The 14,760-nt window shown below is 57.9% G+C and carries 16 protein-coding genes and 1 tRNA gene; 13 read left to right on the top strand and 4 right to left on the bottom strand.

Annotated elements, in window-relative coordinates; translation table 11 throughout:
• Window positions 1–520 precede the first annotated feature (520 nt).
• The 4 genes from rpoE (at window position 521) to LOY38_RS22595 (ending at window position 4,365) form a co-directional block, all read left to right on the top strand.
• Complete coding sequence (gene rpoE / locus LOY38_RS22610; RefSeq protein WP_003172477.1) at window positions 521–1,102, top strand: RNA polymerase sigma factor RpoE; 582 nt, start codon at window positions 521–523, stop codon at window positions 1,100–1,102.
• A 30-nt stretch (window positions 1,103–1,132) separates the two neighbouring features.
• The gene (locus LOY38_RS22605) at window positions 1,133–1,720 is read left to right on the top strand and encodes a sigma-E factor negative regulatory protein (protein ID WP_258697133.1); all 588 of its coding nucleotides are present in this window, start codon (window positions 1,133–1,135) and stop codon (window positions 1,718–1,720) included.
• 8 nt (window positions 1,721–1,728) lie between these two features.
• Window positions 1,729–2,691 (top strand): MucB/RseB C-terminal domain-containing protein, encoded by a 963-nt coding sequence (locus LOY38_RS22600; RefSeq protein ID WP_258697132.1) that lies wholly within the window; start codon window positions 1,729–1,731, stop codon window positions 2,689–2,691.
• 246 nt (window positions 2,692–2,937) lie between these two features.
• Window positions 2,938–4,365, top strand: coding sequence for a DegQ family serine endoprotease (locus tag LOY38_RS22595; protein ID WP_258697131.1), 1,428 nt, complete (start codon window positions 2,938–2,940; stop codon window positions 4,363–4,365).
• 76 nt (window positions 4,366–4,441) lie between these two features.
• Here LOY38_RS22595 and LOY38_RS22590 read toward each other — a convergent pair whose 3' ends face one another.
• A complete protein-coding gene (locus tag LOY38_RS22590; protein WP_258697130.1) occupies window positions 4,442–5,875 on the bottom strand; it encodes a M48 family metalloprotease in 1,434 nt (477 codons plus the stop codon).
• A 98-nt stretch (window positions 5,876–5,973) separates the two neighbouring features.
• On the opposite strand from LOY38_RS22590, the gene LOY38_RS22585 reads away from it, so the two are divergent.
• Together LOY38_RS22585 and LOY38_RS22580 are read left to right on the top strand one after the other, a co-directional pair.
• A complete protein-coding gene (locus LOY38_RS22585) occupies window positions 5,974–6,213 on the top strand; it encodes a sulfurtransferase TusA family protein (RefSeq protein ID WP_007898654.1) in 240 nt (79 codons plus the stop codon).
• Window positions 6,214–6,244: 31 nt separating this feature from the next.
• Window positions 6,245–7,315 carry an AI-2E family transporter gene (locus LOY38_RS22580; protein WP_258697129.1) on the top strand — a complete coding sequence of 357 codons (1,071 nt, stop codon included), beginning with the start codon at window positions 6,245–6,247 and terminating at the stop codon, window positions 7,313–7,315.
• Between the two features lie 47 nt (window positions 7,316–7,362).
• Here the strand turns inward: LOY38_RS22580 and LOY38_RS22575 are convergent, their stop codons facing one another.
• Window positions 7,363–7,836, bottom strand: a complete 474-nt coding sequence (locus tag LOY38_RS22575; protein ID WP_258697128.1) for a peroxiredoxin — start codon at window positions 7,834–7,836, stop codon at window positions 7,363–7,365.
• A gap of 10 nt (window positions 7,837–7,846) precedes the next feature.
• Window positions 7,847–8,407 carry a glycine cleavage system protein R gene (locus LOY38_RS22570; RefSeq protein WP_253551533.1) on the bottom strand — a complete coding sequence of 187 codons (561 nt, stop codon included), beginning with the start codon at window positions 8,405–8,407 and terminating at the stop codon, window positions 7,847–7,849.
• Window positions 8,408–8,733: 326 nt separating this feature from the next.
• On the opposite strand from LOY38_RS22570, the gene dapA reads away from it, so the two are divergent.
• The 5 genes from dapA to LOY38_RS22545 all read left to right on the top strand — a co-directional run bounded on the left by dapA (window position 8,734) and on the right by LOY38_RS22545 (window position 12,424).
• Window positions 8,734–9,612, top strand: a complete 879-nt coding sequence (dapA, locus tag LOY38_RS22565) for a 4-hydroxy-tetrahydrodipicolinate synthase (RefSeq protein ID WP_007941448.1) — start codon at window positions 8,734–8,736, stop codon at window positions 9,610–9,612.
• A 17-nt stretch (window positions 9,613–9,629) separates the two neighbouring features.
• Window positions 9,630–10,745: an outer membrane protein assembly factor BamC gene (bamC, locus tag LOY38_RS22560; protein ID WP_258697127.1), complete on the top strand. Its 1,116-nt coding sequence runs from the start codon at window positions 9,630–9,632 to the stop codon at window positions 10,743–10,745.
• 4 nt (window positions 10,746–10,749) lie between these two features.
• The gene (locus tag LOY38_RS22555; protein WP_258697126.1) at window positions 10,750–11,508 is read left to right on the top strand and encodes an MBL fold metallo-hydrolase; all 759 of its coding nucleotides are present in this window, start codon (window positions 10,750–10,752) and stop codon (window positions 11,506–11,508) included.
• A 28-nt stretch (window positions 11,509–11,536) separates the two neighbouring features.
• Window positions 11,537–12,250 carry a phosphoribosylaminoimidazolesuccinocarboxamide synthase gene (gene purC / locus LOY38_RS22550; protein ID WP_007898671.1) on the top strand — a complete coding sequence of 238 codons (714 nt, stop codon included), beginning with the start codon at window positions 11,537–11,539 and terminating at the stop codon, window positions 12,248–12,250.
• Between the two features lie 84 nt (window positions 12,251–12,334).
• Window positions 12,335–12,424 (top strand) — tRNA-Ser (locus tag LOY38_RS22545).
• A 421-nt stretch (window positions 12,425–12,845) separates the two neighbouring features.
• Here LOY38_RS22545 and LOY38_RS22540 read toward each other — a convergent pair.
• The gene (locus LOY38_RS22540; RefSeq protein WP_258697125.1) at window positions 12,846–13,736 is read right to left on the bottom strand and encodes a hypothetical protein; all 891 of its coding nucleotides are present in this window, start codon (window positions 13,734–13,736) and stop codon (window positions 12,846–12,848) included.
• A 76-nt stretch (window positions 13,737–13,812) separates the two neighbouring features.
• Between LOY38_RS22540 and LOY38_RS22535 the strand changes: the two genes are divergently transcribed.
• Both LOY38_RS22535 and LOY38_RS22530 read left to right on the top strand, forming a co-directional pair.
• Window positions 13,813–14,085: a hypothetical protein gene (locus LOY38_RS22535; RefSeq protein ID WP_258697124.1), complete on the top strand. Its 273-nt coding sequence runs from the start codon at window positions 13,813–13,815 to the stop codon at window positions 14,083–14,085.
• A gap of 55 nt (window positions 14,086–14,140) precedes the next feature.
• Window positions 14,141–14,362, top strand: coding sequence for an AlpA family transcriptional regulator (locus LOY38_RS22530; RefSeq protein WP_258697123.1), 222 nt, complete (start codon window positions 14,141–14,143; stop codon window positions 14,360–14,362).
• Window positions 14,363–14,760: the final 398 nt, after the last annotated feature.

The following is a 14,760-nucleotide window of genomic DNA, read 5'->3' as shown; positions in this document are numbered from 1 at the left end:
GCGCAGGACAACTGGATCGGCAAGTCAATACAGCCACACAGCCCACTAGTATATAGAGGGGGGGAGCGGCACAATAGCTGAGCCCACATGGCATTGTGAAACTACTGTGACGGAAAAGACTGGACGCTTCGTCGGATGTTTTTTTGACCGCTTCGGCGACAAGGCGACTGTATCGCGGATTTAACAGTCTTTTTCTCTTCACGGTTGCACAATGTCGGTTCCGGGCAGCTATAAATATGGAACTTTTGCCAGCGGCCCAAGATCAATAGACGGTTGCCTGAAACAAGGGACAGTGTCGGCTTCGGTGCGGGACTTGCGGTTGGGTCCTAGCTGACGAATCCGATGACAAGATTATTCGCGCAGCCGGGTTATCCCGCGCTGCGCTTTTCGTGCGTGCCAAATCAGAGCCCGCAGGAAACTTGCTTGGAGGGGGAGAACTTTTGCGAAAAGCCCGAGTCTATGTTTGCAAGTCTGGTCGTTCAGTTATGCAAGCCTCCTCCGAGCTTATCGAGGAGTGTTCATGCTAACCCAGGAAGAGGATCAGCAGCTGGTCGAGCGTGTTCAACGCGGCGACAAGCGAGCTTTCGATCTGCTAGTGCTGAAATATCAGCACAAAATTCTCGGGTTGATCGTGCGTTTCGTGCACGACACCCATGAAGCCCAGGATGTAGCACAGGAAGCCTTTATCAAGGCATACCGTGCACTTGGTAATTTTCGCGGAGACAGCGCGTTTTATACGTGGCTTTACCGCATCGCCATCAACACGGCGAAAAACTATCTGGTTTCACGCGGCCGTCGGCCGCCGGATAGCGATGTCAGTTCCGAGGATGCAGAGTTCTACGATGGCGATCATGGCCTCAAGGATCTCGAGTCGCCAGAACGTGCATTGCTGCGGGATGAGATCGAAGGCACCGTCCATCGAACCATTCAGCAACTGCCAGAAGATTTGCGTACGGCTTTAACTTTACGTGAATTCGATGGTCTGAGTTACGAGGACATTGCCAGCGTCATGCAGTGTCCGGTGGGTACCGTGCGCTCCCGGATTTTCCGCGCCCGGGAGGCCATCGATAAAGCCCTGCAGCCGTTGTTGCAGGAAAACTGAGACAGCGGCGACAGCCAAGAGAGGAACGCCATGAGTCGTGAAGCCCTGCAGGAATCGCTGTCCGCAGTGATGGATAACGAAGCGGACGAATTGGAATTGCGTCGGGTATTGAATGCCTTTGACGATGTTGAAACTCGCGAAACCTGGGCTCGTTACCAGATCGCTCGGGCAGTCATGCACAAGGACCTGCTGCTTCCTCGTCTGGACATCGCTGCGGCAGTCTCTGCTGCGCTGGCTGACGAAGCCGTACCGGCAAAAGCCTCTCGCGGTCCATGGCGCAGCCTGGGTCGTCTGGCAGTCGCTGCTTCGGTGACCATTGCTGTGCTGGCGGGTGTTCGTCTGTACAACCAGGACGAGATCGCTGGTGTCGAACTGGCTCAGCAATCCAGCCAGCCGGGTCTGGCCACTCCTCAGGTCAAGGGTCCCGCTGTATTGGCAGGCTACAATGAGAGTTCGGAAGCCACTGGCCCTATGGCCAACGGCGTATTGCAAGGTCAGCCAGGCTGGCACGATCAGCGTCTGCCAGGTTACTTGCGCCAACATGCTCAACAGGCTGCACTGAAAGGTACTGAGAGCGCTCTGCCTTACGCTCGAGCAGCAAGCCTGGAAAACCGTTAAGGAGGATCATGCGCGCCATACCTCTACTTGCGCTTCTGCTCAGTGGCTGGTTTGTTGTTCCAGCCCACGCCGATGAAGCCCAGGACTGGCTGAAGCGTCTGGGACAGGCCGAGCAAACGCAGAGCTTTCACGGTACTTTCGTCTACGAGCGTAACGGTAGTTTTTCTACCCATAACATCTGGCACCGCGTCCAGGATGGCAAAGTCCAAGAGCGTTTACTCCAGCTCGACGGCTCGGCTCAGGAAGTCGTGCGCATTGATGGGCATACTCAATGTGTCAGCGGCACCTTGATAGCAGGGCTGGGGGACTCACCCAACTCCGCCGCTCGTGCACTCGATCCACAAAAGCTGAAGAATTGGTATGACCTTGCCGTCATCGGCAAGTCGCGTGTGGCCGGGCGTGCCTCGGTGATCGTGTCGTTGACGCCACGCGATCAGCACCGCTACGGTTTTGAGCTGCATCTGGACAAGGAAACCGGCTTGCCGTTGAAGTCATTGTTGCTCAATGACAAAGGGCAACTGCTGGAGCGATTCCAGTTCACCCGACTGGATACTGCCGAGGTACCTTCCGACAGCGATTTGCAGGCAGGTTCTGATTGCAAACCCATTACCCTCGACAGTGACAAGGCTTCCGCCGTCAAAACCGCGCAGGTCTGGCATTCGGACTGGTTGCCGCCAGGTTTCGAGCTGACCAGCAGTACCTCGCACAAGGACCCGGATACCAAAGTCCAGGTCAACAGTCTGATGTTCGACGACGGTCTGGCCCGATTCTCGGTGTTCCTTGAGCCGTTGAATGGCGCAACAGTCACCGACACACGTACCCAGCTGGGGCCGACAGTCGCTGTCTCCCGCCGCTTGACCACCCCGCAAGGCGAGATAATGGTGACCGTGGTCGGTGAAATACCGATTGGCACCGCCGAACGAATTGCGCTGTCCATGCGCAACGATGCCGCGGCTACCAGCAAGCAGTGAGCTGATTAGCCATGCTCATCAATCGGGGGCTGGATGGTGTGGGAGGTCGCAATGGCTGCCCCGTCGTTGAGGCCTCGAAATGTTTTGCTGAGCATTTTCATTTGCAAATATCCCGAAAATTTTTTATAGGTCAGAGCCCCTCGGCTCTGGCCTTGTTTGTTGTTCCCGGAACAAAAATACCGGCGTATCGTTCCCGGTGTTCCTTGCTCCATATCGCTTAACCATGCTCGTCGTAACGGGAGCCGTATGTCGATACCACGCTTGAAGTCTTACCTCTCCATTTTTGCCACCGTGCTGGTGCTCGGTCAGGCGGTTGCTGCGCAAGCGGTCGAATTGCCTGACTTCACACAACTGGTCGAGCAGGCCTCGCCCGCGGTGGTGAACATCAGTACCACGCAGAAGCTGCCGGACCGCAAGGTGTCCAGCGAGCAAATGCCTGACCTTGAAGGCTTGCCGCCGATGCTGCGCGAGTTCTTCGAACGTGGCATGCCGCAGCCGCGCTCACCTCGTGGCGATCGCCAGCGTGAAGCGCAGTCCCTGGGTTCGGGTTTCATCATTTCGTCTGACGGCTACATCCTGACCAACAACCATGTGATCGCCGATGCCGACGAGATTCTCGTGCGCCTCGCCGATCGCAGTGAGTTGAAAGCCAAGCTGATCGGTACCGATCCGCGTTCCGACGTCGCCTTGCTGAAAATCGAAGGCAAGGACCTGCCGGTCCTGAAACTCGGTAAATCGCAGGACCTGAAAGCCGGTCAGTGGGTCGTGGCCATCGGCTCGCCGTTCGGCTTTGACCACACTGTGACTCAAGGCATCGTCAGCGCCATCGGTCGCAGCCTGCCGAACGAAAACTATGTGCCGTTCATCCAGACCGACGTGCCGATCAACCCGGGCAACTCCGGTGGTCCGCTGTTCAACCTGGCGGGTGAAGTGGTCGGCATCAACTCGCAGATCTACACCCGCTCTGGCGGCTTCATGGGCGTGTCGTTCGCGATCCCTATCGATGTGGCAATGGACGTTTCCAATCAGCTGAAAAGCGGCGGCAAGGTCAGCCGTGGTTGGTTGGGCGTCGTGATCCAGGAAGTGAACAAGGATCTGGCCGAGTCGTTCGGTCTCGAGAAACCGGCCGGTGCGCTGGTGGCTCAGATCCAGGATGACGGTCCGGCTGCCAAGGGTGGCCTGCAAGTGGGCGATGTGATCCTGAGCATGAACGGTCAACCGATCGTCATGTCCGCCGATCTGCCGCACTTGGTGGGGGCGCTGAAGGCAGGTTCGAAAGCCAATCTTGAAGTGATCCGCGAAGGCAAGCGCAAGAATGTCGAGCTGACCGTCGGCGCTATCCCTGAAGAAGGCAAAGAGCTGGACGCCCTGCCTAAATCCAGCGTCGAGCGCAGCAGCAATCGCCTGGGTGTATCCGTGGTCGAGTTGACCGATGAGCAGAAGAAAACCTACGACCTGAAAGGCGGTGTGGTGATCAAGGAGGTCCAGGACGGTCCTGCTGCCCTGATCGGCTTGCAGCCGGGCGATGTGATCACTCACCTGAACAACCAGGCGATCGGCTCCGCCAAGGAGTTCACGGAGATTGCCAAGGCGCTGCCGAAAAACCGATCGGTGTCGATGCGGGTTCTGCGTCAAGGTCGCGCCAGCTTCATCACCTTCAAACTGGCTGAATAAACCGGTTGTCGGCTGAATAAAAAACCGCCTCGAAGGAGGCGGTTTTTTTGTGCCTGATTTTTCTGTCTGGAAAGAATCAGCCCATCATGTCCTTGACCATGCGTTCCTGCTCCATCAACTCACGTTGCCGTGCGTCGATCCGCGATGACAGCGGGAAGTTGCTGCCAGCCTTGCGCTTGGCGAAGTCCAGTTGCTGGATCGCCTGGCGATAGTCGCCGACCAATGCAAAGTACTCCGCGCGAGCCTGATGCAGGCCAATGATGTTGCCCGACAGGCCGCGAGTCTCGGCTACCAGGTACCAGACGTCCGGATCGTCGGGACGGGTCTTGAGCAGGTTTTCCAGTGCTTTTTCCGCATCGGCCGCTCGATTCTGCTTGAGCAACAGGTCGACACGCACCTGATTCAGCGGGTAGTTGCCTGGATACTGAGTGAGCATCCGGTCGACCCGTGACTGAGCATCGGGCAGGCGATTATTGGTAATGTCCAGATCGACCTGCGCCAGGTTATAGATGATCTCGTTAGGCGATTTGGCCAGTAGCGGCTTGAGGTTCTCGCGAGCCTCATTCAGCTGGCCGCCCTTGATCTGGGCGATCGCCAGGCCATAGCGCGCGACGTCGTTTTTCGGGTTTTCATCCAGTTGGGCTCGGAAGCGCTTGGCGCCCAGGCCTGGGGTTTCTTCGTAGATCAGCTGTACGCGCGCCCGAATCAGCTGATAACGCATGCTGTCTTCGATACCGCCCGGTTTGGCCTGTTCGGCACGGTTGCGGGTGTCGGCGATCCGCGATTCGGTCACCGGGTGAGTCAGCAGGAATTCCGGCGGTTTGGCATCGAAGCGGTACTGGCGCATCAGCCGTTCGAACATGGTCGGCATCGAGCGCGGATCGTAACCGGCCTTTTCCAGATTCATGATGCCGATACGGTCGGCTTCCTGCTCGTTCTGGCGCGAGAAGCGTCGTTGTTCCTGGATCGCCGCCGCTTGAGTGCCGGCAATGGTCGCGATCCCGGCATCGCCTGCCCCGGCTGCGGCAATCACGATCCCGGCCAGCAGGGCAGCCATCATCGGCACCTGCATGCGCTGCTGGGCTTCGACACCGCGTGCGAAGTGACGCTGCGACAAGTGAGCCAGTTCGTGGGCCAGTACCGAAGCATATTCACCTTCGGTCTGGGCATTGAGGAACAAGCCACCGTTTACGCCGACGATCCCGCCCGGCGCGGCAAACGCGTTGAGCTGCGGGCTGTTGATCAGGATGAACTCCAGGCGCCGGTCATTGACCTGGCTGGTCTCCACTAGCCGGTAGACGCTGGATTCGACGTAATCCTTGAGTTGCGGATCGTTGAGCTGCGACACCTGGCTGCGCAACAGCGCCAGCCATGCACGGCCCAGTTGGTATTCCTGTTGCGGCGAGACGATGGCAGAACTGGCGTCGCCGAGTGACGGCAAGTCGTCGGCGAAGCCCGGTGAGGCGAGCAGGCAAGCGAGCGTCAGCAGGGTAGGGCGCAAAAAAGTCATGCACAAAGCCTTAGTCGACAAAGACCTTACTGTAGCCGGACACTACGCTTGGGACCAGATATTCTAAGCGGCTCAACCCCCTGCTCCGGAGTGATTTGATGACTGACGCTGTAACCCACGACGCCGAACTGGACGCCAGCGGTCTGAATTGTCCGTTGCCGTTGCTCAAGGCCAAACTGGAGCTCAATCGACTGGCTAGCGGTGCGGTGCTCAAGGTGATCGCCACCGATGCAGGCTCTCAGCGCGACTTTCGCACCTTTGCCCGATTGGCTGGTCATACGCTGCTTCGTGAAGAAGATGAGGCGGGTGTTTACCGCTATTGGTTGAAAAAAGCCTGAAACCTGCTGCGTTCGTTTCTAAGGATTATTGATGTTCAAAGTGTTACGCGACTGGATTCAGCGCTACTTCTCGGATGAGGAGGCCGTGGTGCTGGCGGTGCTGCTGTTTCTGGCATTTACCGCCGTACTCACCTTGGGTGGAATGCTCGCGCCGGTACTGGCCGGGATGGTCCTGGCGTATCTGATGCAAGGGTTGGTGGTGACTCTCGAGCGCCTGCGCGTACCGGGTGGCGTGGCGGTGGGGCTGGTCTTCGCGTTGTTCATGGGGCTGTTGCTGGTATTCATCATCGTCGTAGTGCCACTACTCTGGCATCAACTGATCACGCTGTTCAACGAATTGCCCGGCATGCTCGCCAAGTGGCAGTCGTTGCTGTTGCTGCTGCCCGAGCGTTATCCCCATCTGGTGTCGGACGAGCAGGTGTTGCAGGCGATCGAAGTGGCGCGGGGCGAGATCGGCAAGTTCGGCCAGTGGGCGCTGACGTTTTCACTGTCGAGCCTGCCGCTGCTGGTGAACATCATGATTTATCTGGTGCTGGTGCCAATCCTGGTGTTCTTCTTTCTCAAGGACCGGGAAATGATCGGCCAGTGGGTGCGCGGTTATCTGCCGCGGGAGCGGGCGCTGATCACCCGGGTAGCCCAGGAAATGAACCGACAGATCGCCAATTACATTCGCGGCAAGGTCATCGAGATTTTCATTTGCGGTGGCGTGACCTATATCGGTTTCGTTGTTCTGGGCCTCAACTACGCGGCACTGCTGGCATTACTGGTGGGCGTGTCGGTGGTGGTGCCTTACGTCGGCGCAGTGGTGGTGACCGTGCCGGTCATGCTGATTGCGCTGTTCCAGTGGGGCTGGAGCGATCAGTTCATCTATTTGATGGCGGTCTACGGGATCATCCAGACGCTGGATGGCAACGTGCTGGTGCCGCTGCTGTTCTCGGAGGCGGTCAATCTGCATCCGGTGGCGATCATCTGCGCGGTGCTGCTGTTTGGCGGGTTGTGGGGCTTCTGGGGAGTGTTTTTTGCGATTCCGCTAGCAACCCTGTTCAAGGCTGTGCTGGACGCCTGGCCGCGCAAAGAGCCGGTGGTGTCGCCGCTGCTTTAATTCTTTAGTGAGGCTGATGGCCTCTTCGCGAGCAGGCGCCAAATGAATCAGGCCTTGTTCAGCGCCTGAGCTGCAGCCAATACCGCATCCACATGGCCCGGCACCTTCACACCGCGCCATTCCTGACGCAACACACCGTCCTTGTCGATCAGGAACGTGCTGCGATCAACGCCCATATATTCTTTGCCATAGAGCTTTTTCAGCTTGATCACGTCGAACTGCTGGCAGAGCGCTTCTTCCTTGTCGCTGATCAACTCGAAGGTGAACGCCTGCTTGGCCTTGAAGTTTTCGTGGGATTTGAGGCTGTCGCGGGATACGCCGAAGACTTCAGTGTTGGCGGCTTTAAAAGCATCAAGCTGATCGCGAAAGCCCTGACCCTGAGTGGTGCAACCTGGCGTGCTGTCCTTCGGATAGAAGTAAATCACCACTTGCTTGCCTTTAAGGCCCGCGAGGCTGACGTTCTGCCCGCTGGTGGCGGGGGCTTCGAAGTCGGCAACCGGTTGGTCGATGGCAACGGCCATGGAAGTTTCCTTACATTGGGTTTTGTGGGCGCCACGGTTCGATCAGGGCATCCAGATTCAGCGCGTCGGCGAAATCCAGGAATTGATCACGCAGCCAGCTGATTTGCACGCCGGCCGGCAAGGTCACGGTAAACGTGGCGTTGAGCATGGTGCCGCCGGTTTGCGGAGCCTGATAGGTGTCGCAGGTCAGGTTTTCCAGCTCGACGTTGTGGTCCATGAAGAACTGGCACAGCTCGTTGATGATGTCCGAGCGATAGGCCGAGCTGACATAGGCGACGTACGGCAGGGCCTGAGGACGATTCTCCAGGGCTGCGCTGCGCACCACATTGACGGTGAAGGCGTGCCGTTTGGCCAGCACTGGCAGACTGCCTTCGAGGCGCGCCAGGGCGTCCCAGCTGCCGGAGATCTCGAGGATCAGCGCACTGCATTCGCCATGGCGTGTCAGGCGAGAGGTGACCACGGCGCAGCGGTTTTCATGGCTGGCGCGGCACAGGACGTTAGTCAGCTCCATGGGGTTGGCGCCGAGGGCACTGATGACAAGGAATTGTTCGCGAACTGTGGGGGTGGACATGCAGCATTCCTAAAGCGATGAGCGGTCGATACTTTTATGGGCCTTTTTTACCGGGACGAGCCTGCGGATGCGAATTCAGAAAACCCGGCCGAAGGTTGCAACGTGCTCCAGTATGGCGAGAGCGAGGGGTGGCAACGCTGGATCGGGGCTTGTGATGCCGAAAATGGAGGCTGGAACGCGGCGTACGAGCTTATCAGTACCGATCAAAGTCTGAAGGGTAGCGAAAAGCAGCGCCAAGGGGAATGGCAGCAGCGCAGTACTTCGCTTGTACAAGCATCTTGGCGCCAGTACCATTACCGCTCTCTTTTTCCGGCAGGAGCGGTTGCATGATTGCGGGCAGTATGGTGGCACTGGTCACACCCATGGATGCACAGGGTCGTCTTGACTGGGACAGCCTGAGCAAACTGGTGGACTTCCACCTGCAAGAGGGCACCAACGCCATCGTGGCGGTCGGCACTACGGGTGAGTCGGCCACGCTTGACGTGAACGAGCACATCGAAGTGATTCGTCGCGTGGTTGCCCAGGTTGCAGGGCGTATTCCGGTGATCGCCGGTACGGGCGCCAATTCGACGCGCGAAGCGATCGAACTGACCACCAACGCGAAGAACGCCGGCGCCGATGCGTGCCTGCTGGTAACCCCTTACTACAACAAGCCGACGCAAGAAGGCCTGTACCTGCACTTCCGCGCCATCGCCGAAGCGGTCGATATCCCGCAGATTCTTTACAACGTGCCGGGTCGTACCGCGTGTGACATGCAGGCCGAGACAGTGATCCGCCTGTCGACCGTGAAGAACATCATCGGCATCAAGGAAGCCACGGGCGACCTGCAGCGCGCCAAGGACATCCTGGCGGGCGTGAGCAGCGACTTCCTGGTCTATTCCGGTGACGACGCGACCGCGGTCGAGCTGATGCTGCTCGGCGGCAAGGGCAATATTTCGGTGACCGCCAACGTCGCGCCGCGCGCCATGAGCGAGCTGTGCGCCGCGGCCATGGCCGGCGATGCCGTCAAGGCCCGGGCTATCCACGAAAAGCTGATGCCGCTCAATAAAACCCTGTTTATCGAATCCAACCCTATCCCCGTGAAATGGGCACTGCATGAAATGGGCTTGATGCCGGACGGTATCCGTCTGCCGCTCACCTGGCTCAGCGCTGCCTGTCACGAACCGCTGCGGCAGGCCATGCGCCAGTCCGGCGTCCTGGTTTAATTGAGGAAGTACAACGCATGAAGCGAATGGCCGGACTTTCCGCACTTGCCTTGATTATCTCCAGCACCAGTGGCTGTGGATGGATCTGGGGCCCGGAAGGTTACTTCCGTGACCGTGGTAGCGATTACCTGGAAGCGCAACAGACTGCACCGATGCAACTGCCACCGGATGTCAGCACCGCCAAGCGCCTGGATCCGCTGTTGCCGATCCCGCGCAACGTGGCCGACGACACCGCCAAGGGCGAATACATCGTGCCTCGTCCGCAGCCGCTGTCGGCAGCGGCTGATGCCAGCGCCTACTCACTGCAGAAGAGCGGTGATTCGCGTTGGATCATGGCTCAGAACCCGCCGGCTGAAGTCTGGCCAGTGGCCGTGCAGTTCTTCCAGGACAACGGTTTCCGTCTGGACGAACAGCGCCCGCAAACCGGCGAATTCACCACCACCTGGCAGCATTCCGACGAACTGTCCGCAGCCATGGCCAAGCGCCTGAGCGCGGCCGGTGTCGGCGCCGACAGCGAAACCCGCGTGCGGGTGCGTATCGAGCCGGGCGTGCAGCGCAACACCAGTGAAGTCTACGTGGTCAGCGCCGAGCGTCCTGCCGGCAGCACCGCCAATGTCGATTTCACCAATCGTTCGGTCAATACCGGCCTGGACGCAGCGCTGGTCGACGACATGCTTGCGAGCATGAGCCGCACTTCGGAGAAGGGCGGTTCGGTTTCCATGCTGGCGAGTCGTGATTTCGACACGCCAAGCCGTGTCAGCCTGACCGAAGACGGCAGTGGCAACCCGGTGCTCAACGTCGGTTCCGATCTGGATCGTGCCTGGTCAAGCGTCGGTCGTGCGCTGGAGCAGGGCGAATGGCGTGTTGAAGACATCAACCGCAGCCTGGGCCTGTACTACATCAACCTCGCCGAAAAAGCCGAGAAAAAGGACGAGCAGCCAGGTTTCTTCAGCGGTCTGTTCGGCAGCAAACCGGACAAGGAAGAAGTTGAAGCCCGCGCCGAGCGTTATCAGGTTCGTCTGAGCAAGGTTGGCGACAACGTACAAGTCACCGTCGAGAAAAACATCAACACCGTGGCGCCGGCAGACGTGGCGCGCAAAGTGTTGACCGTGATTCAGGACAACCTGGGCTGATCCCATGCGTTTTGCCGTTCTCGGCAGCGGTAGCCAAGGGAACGGCACGCTGGTAGCCAGCGATGACACGTATGTACTGGTGGATTGTGGTTTCTCCCTGCGGGAAACCGAAAAACGCCTGCTGCGCCTGGGTGTGAACCCTGCGCAGCTGAGCGCGATACTCGTGACCCACGAACATGCCGACCACGTGCATGGCGTGGGTTTGCTGTCTCGGCGTTACAATCTGCCTGTCTACCTCAGTCGCGGGACCTTGCGCGGGATGCGCAAACCGATTGAACCCGCAGGCCTTCTGGCCGGCGGCGAGCAACTGCAAATCGGCCCTCTGAGCATCGGCGTCATTGCCGTGGCCCACGATGCGCAGGAGCCAACGCAGTATGTCTTCAGTGATGGTCAGCGGCGTTTCGGCCTGCTGACCGACCTGGGTTCGTACTGCAACAAGGTGCTGGACGGTTATCGGGACCTCGATGCATTGATGATCGAGTCCAACCATTGCCGTGACATGCTGGCTCGCGGTCACTACCCTTACTTTCTCAAGCAGCGGGTAGGCGGTGAATTGGGACATTTGAACAACCATCAGGCGGCATTCCTGGTGGCCGAGTTGGGCTGGCAAGGCCTGCAACACCTGGTCCTGGCCCATCTGAGCAGCAAGAACAACCTGCCGCAGCTGGCCCGGCAATGTTTTGTCGACACCCTCGGGTGCGACCCGGACTGGCTGCAACTGGCCGATCAAGATTCAGGGCTCGACTGGCGACACATCGCCTAGCCCACCTACTTAGCAAGCGGAGCCCATCATGGAAAAACGTGAAGAACTCTACCGCGGCAAAGCCAAATCGGTTTACAAGACCGACGACGCTGACCGCTTGATCCTGCTGTTTCGCAACGACACCTCGGCGTTCGACGGCAAGCGCATCGAGCAGCTCGACCGCAAAGGCATGGTGAACAACAAGTTCAACGCCTTCATCATGCAGAAACTCGAAGCAGCCGGCGTGCCGACTCAATTCGACAAACTGCTGGGCGACAACGAATGCCTGGTGAAGAAACTCGACATGATCCCGGTCGAGTGCGTCGTGCGTAACTACGCCGCCGGCAGCCTGGTCAAGCGCTTGGGCGTGGAAGAGGGCATGAAGCTCAACCCTTACACCTTCGAACTGTTCCTGAAGGACGACGCCAAGGGCGACCCGTTCATCAACGAATCCCACGTCGTGGCATTCGGTTGGGGCACCGCCGAGCAACTGGTTCGCATGAAAGAACTGTCGCTCAAGGTCAACGAAGTCCTGAGCAAACTGTTCGACGACGCCGGCCTGCTGCTGGTCGACTTCAAACTCGAATTCGGCGTGTTCTCCGACGGCTCCATCGTTCTGGGTGACGAATTCAGCCCGGACGGCTGCCGTCTGTGGGACAAGGCCACCGGCAAGAAAATGGACAAGGACCGCTTCCGTCAGGGCCTCGGTGACGTCATCGAAGCCTACGAAGAAGTCGCCAACCGTCTGGGCGTACCGCTTTAATCGACGCAAGCATCTGATAGCACGGAAAAAAATCGCTCAAGGGGGTTCGCTTCCGGCGATTGTGCTGTTATGATGCGCGCCGTTGGAGAGATGCCAGAGTGGCCGAATGGGACGGATTCGAAATCCGTTGTACCTTCACCGGTACCTAGGGTTCGAATCCCTATCTCTCCGCCATATATGCACAAAAAGGCCCCATTCTATGGGGCCTTTTTGCATTCTGCGGTTTCTGTTCCCCCATCTGTTCCCCCACTCTACTTTTGTGTGATTTTGCTCTGCCGCCCTCTAAAGGGTGTGAATGCAGCGGTGTGAGCGTCTGGAATAAAAATACTCATCAGATCGTATGACGTGCGCGGCCTAGTCATCTGCGGCCCTGTTGTGCGTGCGTGGTCGGTCAGTACTCTATCGTCGTCATGTTGCAATCCCTCTATTGAGTCGCTATGGGCGTCGGGCAGGTGTCAGTGCCGAAGCAAGCTGATGACCCACCCTACCAGTTCAAGGCTGGCCCGCCTGGGCGCACTGAGACCTCAGTGAGCAGCCCAGACTGCCCAAGGGGCTCAGCGCCTGCCCGGGAAGGTGTCTCATGAGCCGATTTTAATCAGCCTCCTGCCTTAGCTTCCAAACCAAGGGCCTCTTTCTCCTGCTGTTCGCGCATGAGGTCCCCGAGAGTCTGGCCGGCCTTGTATTTGCTGGGTGGGCTTAGTGTTGCTGTTTGGGCAGTCTGGGGTGGTCTGTCTGTCTCTAGGTGGGATGAAGCATTCTCATTGGGGTGTGCCTTCAGATCCCCACTAACAGGATCGTCGGTCAATGGGCTGGCACTATTGCGTGCGACTGACGAGCTGGACTCGGGCTTTGCTTCTGGAGTCTGCTGGTCCTGAGGTGCTGGGGGAGCGACCGGGCTCTCATCAATTATCACCTGGGTACGAGCTGGCTGCGTCGGTGTACTGCTGTCGGTCTCTGCCGCATTTTCTTTCGATGCGTGGTGGGTGGCGTTACTTCCTTTTCTGGGGCGATCAAGGAGCCCTGAGCGTAGAAGCTTAATCTCACCTTTTATATCGGCGTCAACTTCGGTCATTGTTTGCTTACGTAGCTGTTCTATCCTGTGCTGCTGCACCTCGGTGAGGCTCTCTGTCGAGATTGAGGCATCTTCCAGCAGGACTGCAGATCGACACAGTCGCGCCACGCTGACCTCCAGCAACTCTCTCAGGGTGCTGTTGGTCTGTCTGTAATGGTTGGTCTGATTTCTGCAATTGCTCAGCAGTTCTTTGTGCGTCTTTTTTGCTTCGTTGAGCTTCTCCTCAACACTTGCATGTGCATCCTGCTCGGCGGAGATCAGTCTGCTGAGCATGTCGGCGGCAGTAATCTTGTGCTTCTTTGTGAGTCGCGTCAGCTCTTCTTCTACATCGATTCCGAGCTTGAAGGCATAGGTCTTACGGTCCTTGTCTTTATCTGAGGCGTTGCGTTTCGCCTGCCTCCGGGCATTTTTCATCTGCCCAATGATCAATATGCCCGTTCTCGATCGCTCCAGCTCCTCGCCGATCTGACTCCACTATAGGGTTTACGTATTGGCAATACAGATCAAGAAGCTGCTTTGCCAAGCCTCCGAGGTTTCGTTTGACACGATGGATTTCGTCATCATGCCTCAGCCTATGGAGCGTGGTTATTGCGGCATCACGCTGCTTGCTCGGCCCCATGATTTAGATGGCTGGCGTAGCTGTTTATTCGTTGAACCCGATACCAAGCCGCAGGAGTTTACCTGCGAGTCTGACATTCCTATCGAGTATCGATACCGCTACGGCTTGCTGACTCGGCCAGGCGGCAAGGCGAAGAACACGTAGGTATTTTTCTACAGGACCTCCCAATCCTCTGAACGGAATACAGAGGAGCCAGTTCATGAGGATCATTCGTCTGAAAGACGTCAAGCACGCCACCGGCCTGGGTCGGTCCACGATCTACAAGTACATCAGCGAGGGGAGCTTTCCGAAGCCAGTGTCATTGGGTGACAGGGCTGTCGGCTGGGTTGAAAGTGAAGTCATGGCCTGGGTCATGGCTAGGATCGAGGCTCGTGATAGTCACGAGTCCCTCACTGCGGTGTCGCAGTTAAAGGCTGCATGATCAGCCGATGGGCTGAGCTTGCGCCCAGTCATTCGGTCGGCGTTCGAGCTGATCGGATGGCTCAAAAAAGTGGTTTATTTCCAGAGCATCTGAATCATTGAATCTGTCACATTCTTCCCTTGTTCTCTGGCATTCCGCCGCTCCACTCCCTTGCGGGCGTGGAGCGATAGGTTTCGGTATTAGTATTATTTATAGGGTCTATATTCATAGCCAATATTTATACGAGATATTGCTGATGTCGACTTGTGTTCGCTTCCAGCGTCAGAGGCGCTGAAAGCATGACTACGAAGGCGATCGCAATGAGTGTGAATCGGGTAAAGAGCGTCATAGTTTTCGTCATCCTGGACGTTAGCGAAACTGTACATAATCAGCGAGAAACCGAGTACGGCCAGATGGCA

The organism is Pseudomonas sp. B21-015, from assembly GCF_024749285.1.
Lineage (GTDB): Bacteria > Pseudomonadota > Gammaproteobacteria > Pseudomonadales > Pseudomonadaceae > Aquipseudomonas.
The sequence above is the reverse complement of the archived record's forward strand: the minus strand, read 5'-3'. Positions and strand labels throughout refer to the sequence as shown.

Coding starts and splice junctions, on each gene's coding strand:
- LOY38_RS22605 (WP_258697133.1), top strand. CDS start 1,133: ATGAGTCGTGAAGCCCTGCAGGAATCGCTGTCCGCAGTGATGGATAAC.
- rpoE (WP_003172477.1), top strand. CDS start 521: ATGCTAACCCAGGAAGAGGATCAGCAGCTGGTCGAGCGTGTTCAACGC.
- LOY38_RS22530 (WP_258697123.1), top strand. CDS start 14,141: ATGAGGATCATTCGTCTGAAAGACGTCAAGCACGCCACCGGCCTGGGT.
- purC (WP_007898671.1), top strand. CDS start 11,537: ATGGAAAAACGTGAAGAACTCTACCGCGGCAAAGCCAAATCGGTTTAC.
- bamC (WP_258697127.1), top strand. CDS start 9,630: ATGAAGCGAATGGCCGGACTTTCCGCACTTGCCTTGATTATCTCCAGC.
- LOY38_RS22570 (WP_253551533.1), bottom strand. CDS start 8,407: ATGTCCACCCCCACAGTTCGCGAACAATTCCTTGTCATCAGTGCCCTC.
- LOY38_RS22555 (WP_258697126.1), top strand. CDS start 10,750: ATGCGTTTTGCCGTTCTCGGCAGCGGTAGCCAAGGGAACGGCACGCTG.
- LOY38_RS22585 (WP_007898654.1), top strand. CDS start 5,974: ATGACTGACGCTGTAACCCACGACGCCGAACTGGACGCCAGCGGTCTG.
- LOY38_RS22580 (WP_258697129.1), top strand. CDS start 6,245: ATGTTCAAAGTGTTACGCGACTGGATTCAGCGCTACTTCTCGGATGAG.
- LOY38_RS22575 (WP_258697128.1), bottom strand. CDS start 7,836: ATGGCCGTTGCCATCGACCAACCGGTTGCCGACTTCGAAGCCCCCGCC.
- LOY38_RS22540 (WP_258697125.1), bottom strand. CDS start 13,736: ATGAAAAATGCCCGGAGGCAGGCGAAACGCAACGCCTCAGATAAAGAC.
- LOY38_RS22590 (WP_258697130.1), bottom strand. CDS start 5,875: ATGACTTTTTTGCGCCCTACCCTGCTGACGCTCGCTTGCCTGCTCGCC.
- dapA (WP_007941448.1), top strand. CDS start 8,734: ATGATTGCGGGCAGTATGGTGGCACTGGTCACACCCATGGATGCACAG.
- LOY38_RS22600 (WP_258697132.1), top strand. CDS start 1,729: ATGCGCGCCATACCTCTACTTGCGCTTCTGCTCAGTGGCTGGTTTGTT.
- LOY38_RS22595 (WP_258697131.1), top strand. CDS start 2,938: ATGTCGATACCACGCTTGAAGTCTTACCTCTCCATTTTTGCCACCGTG.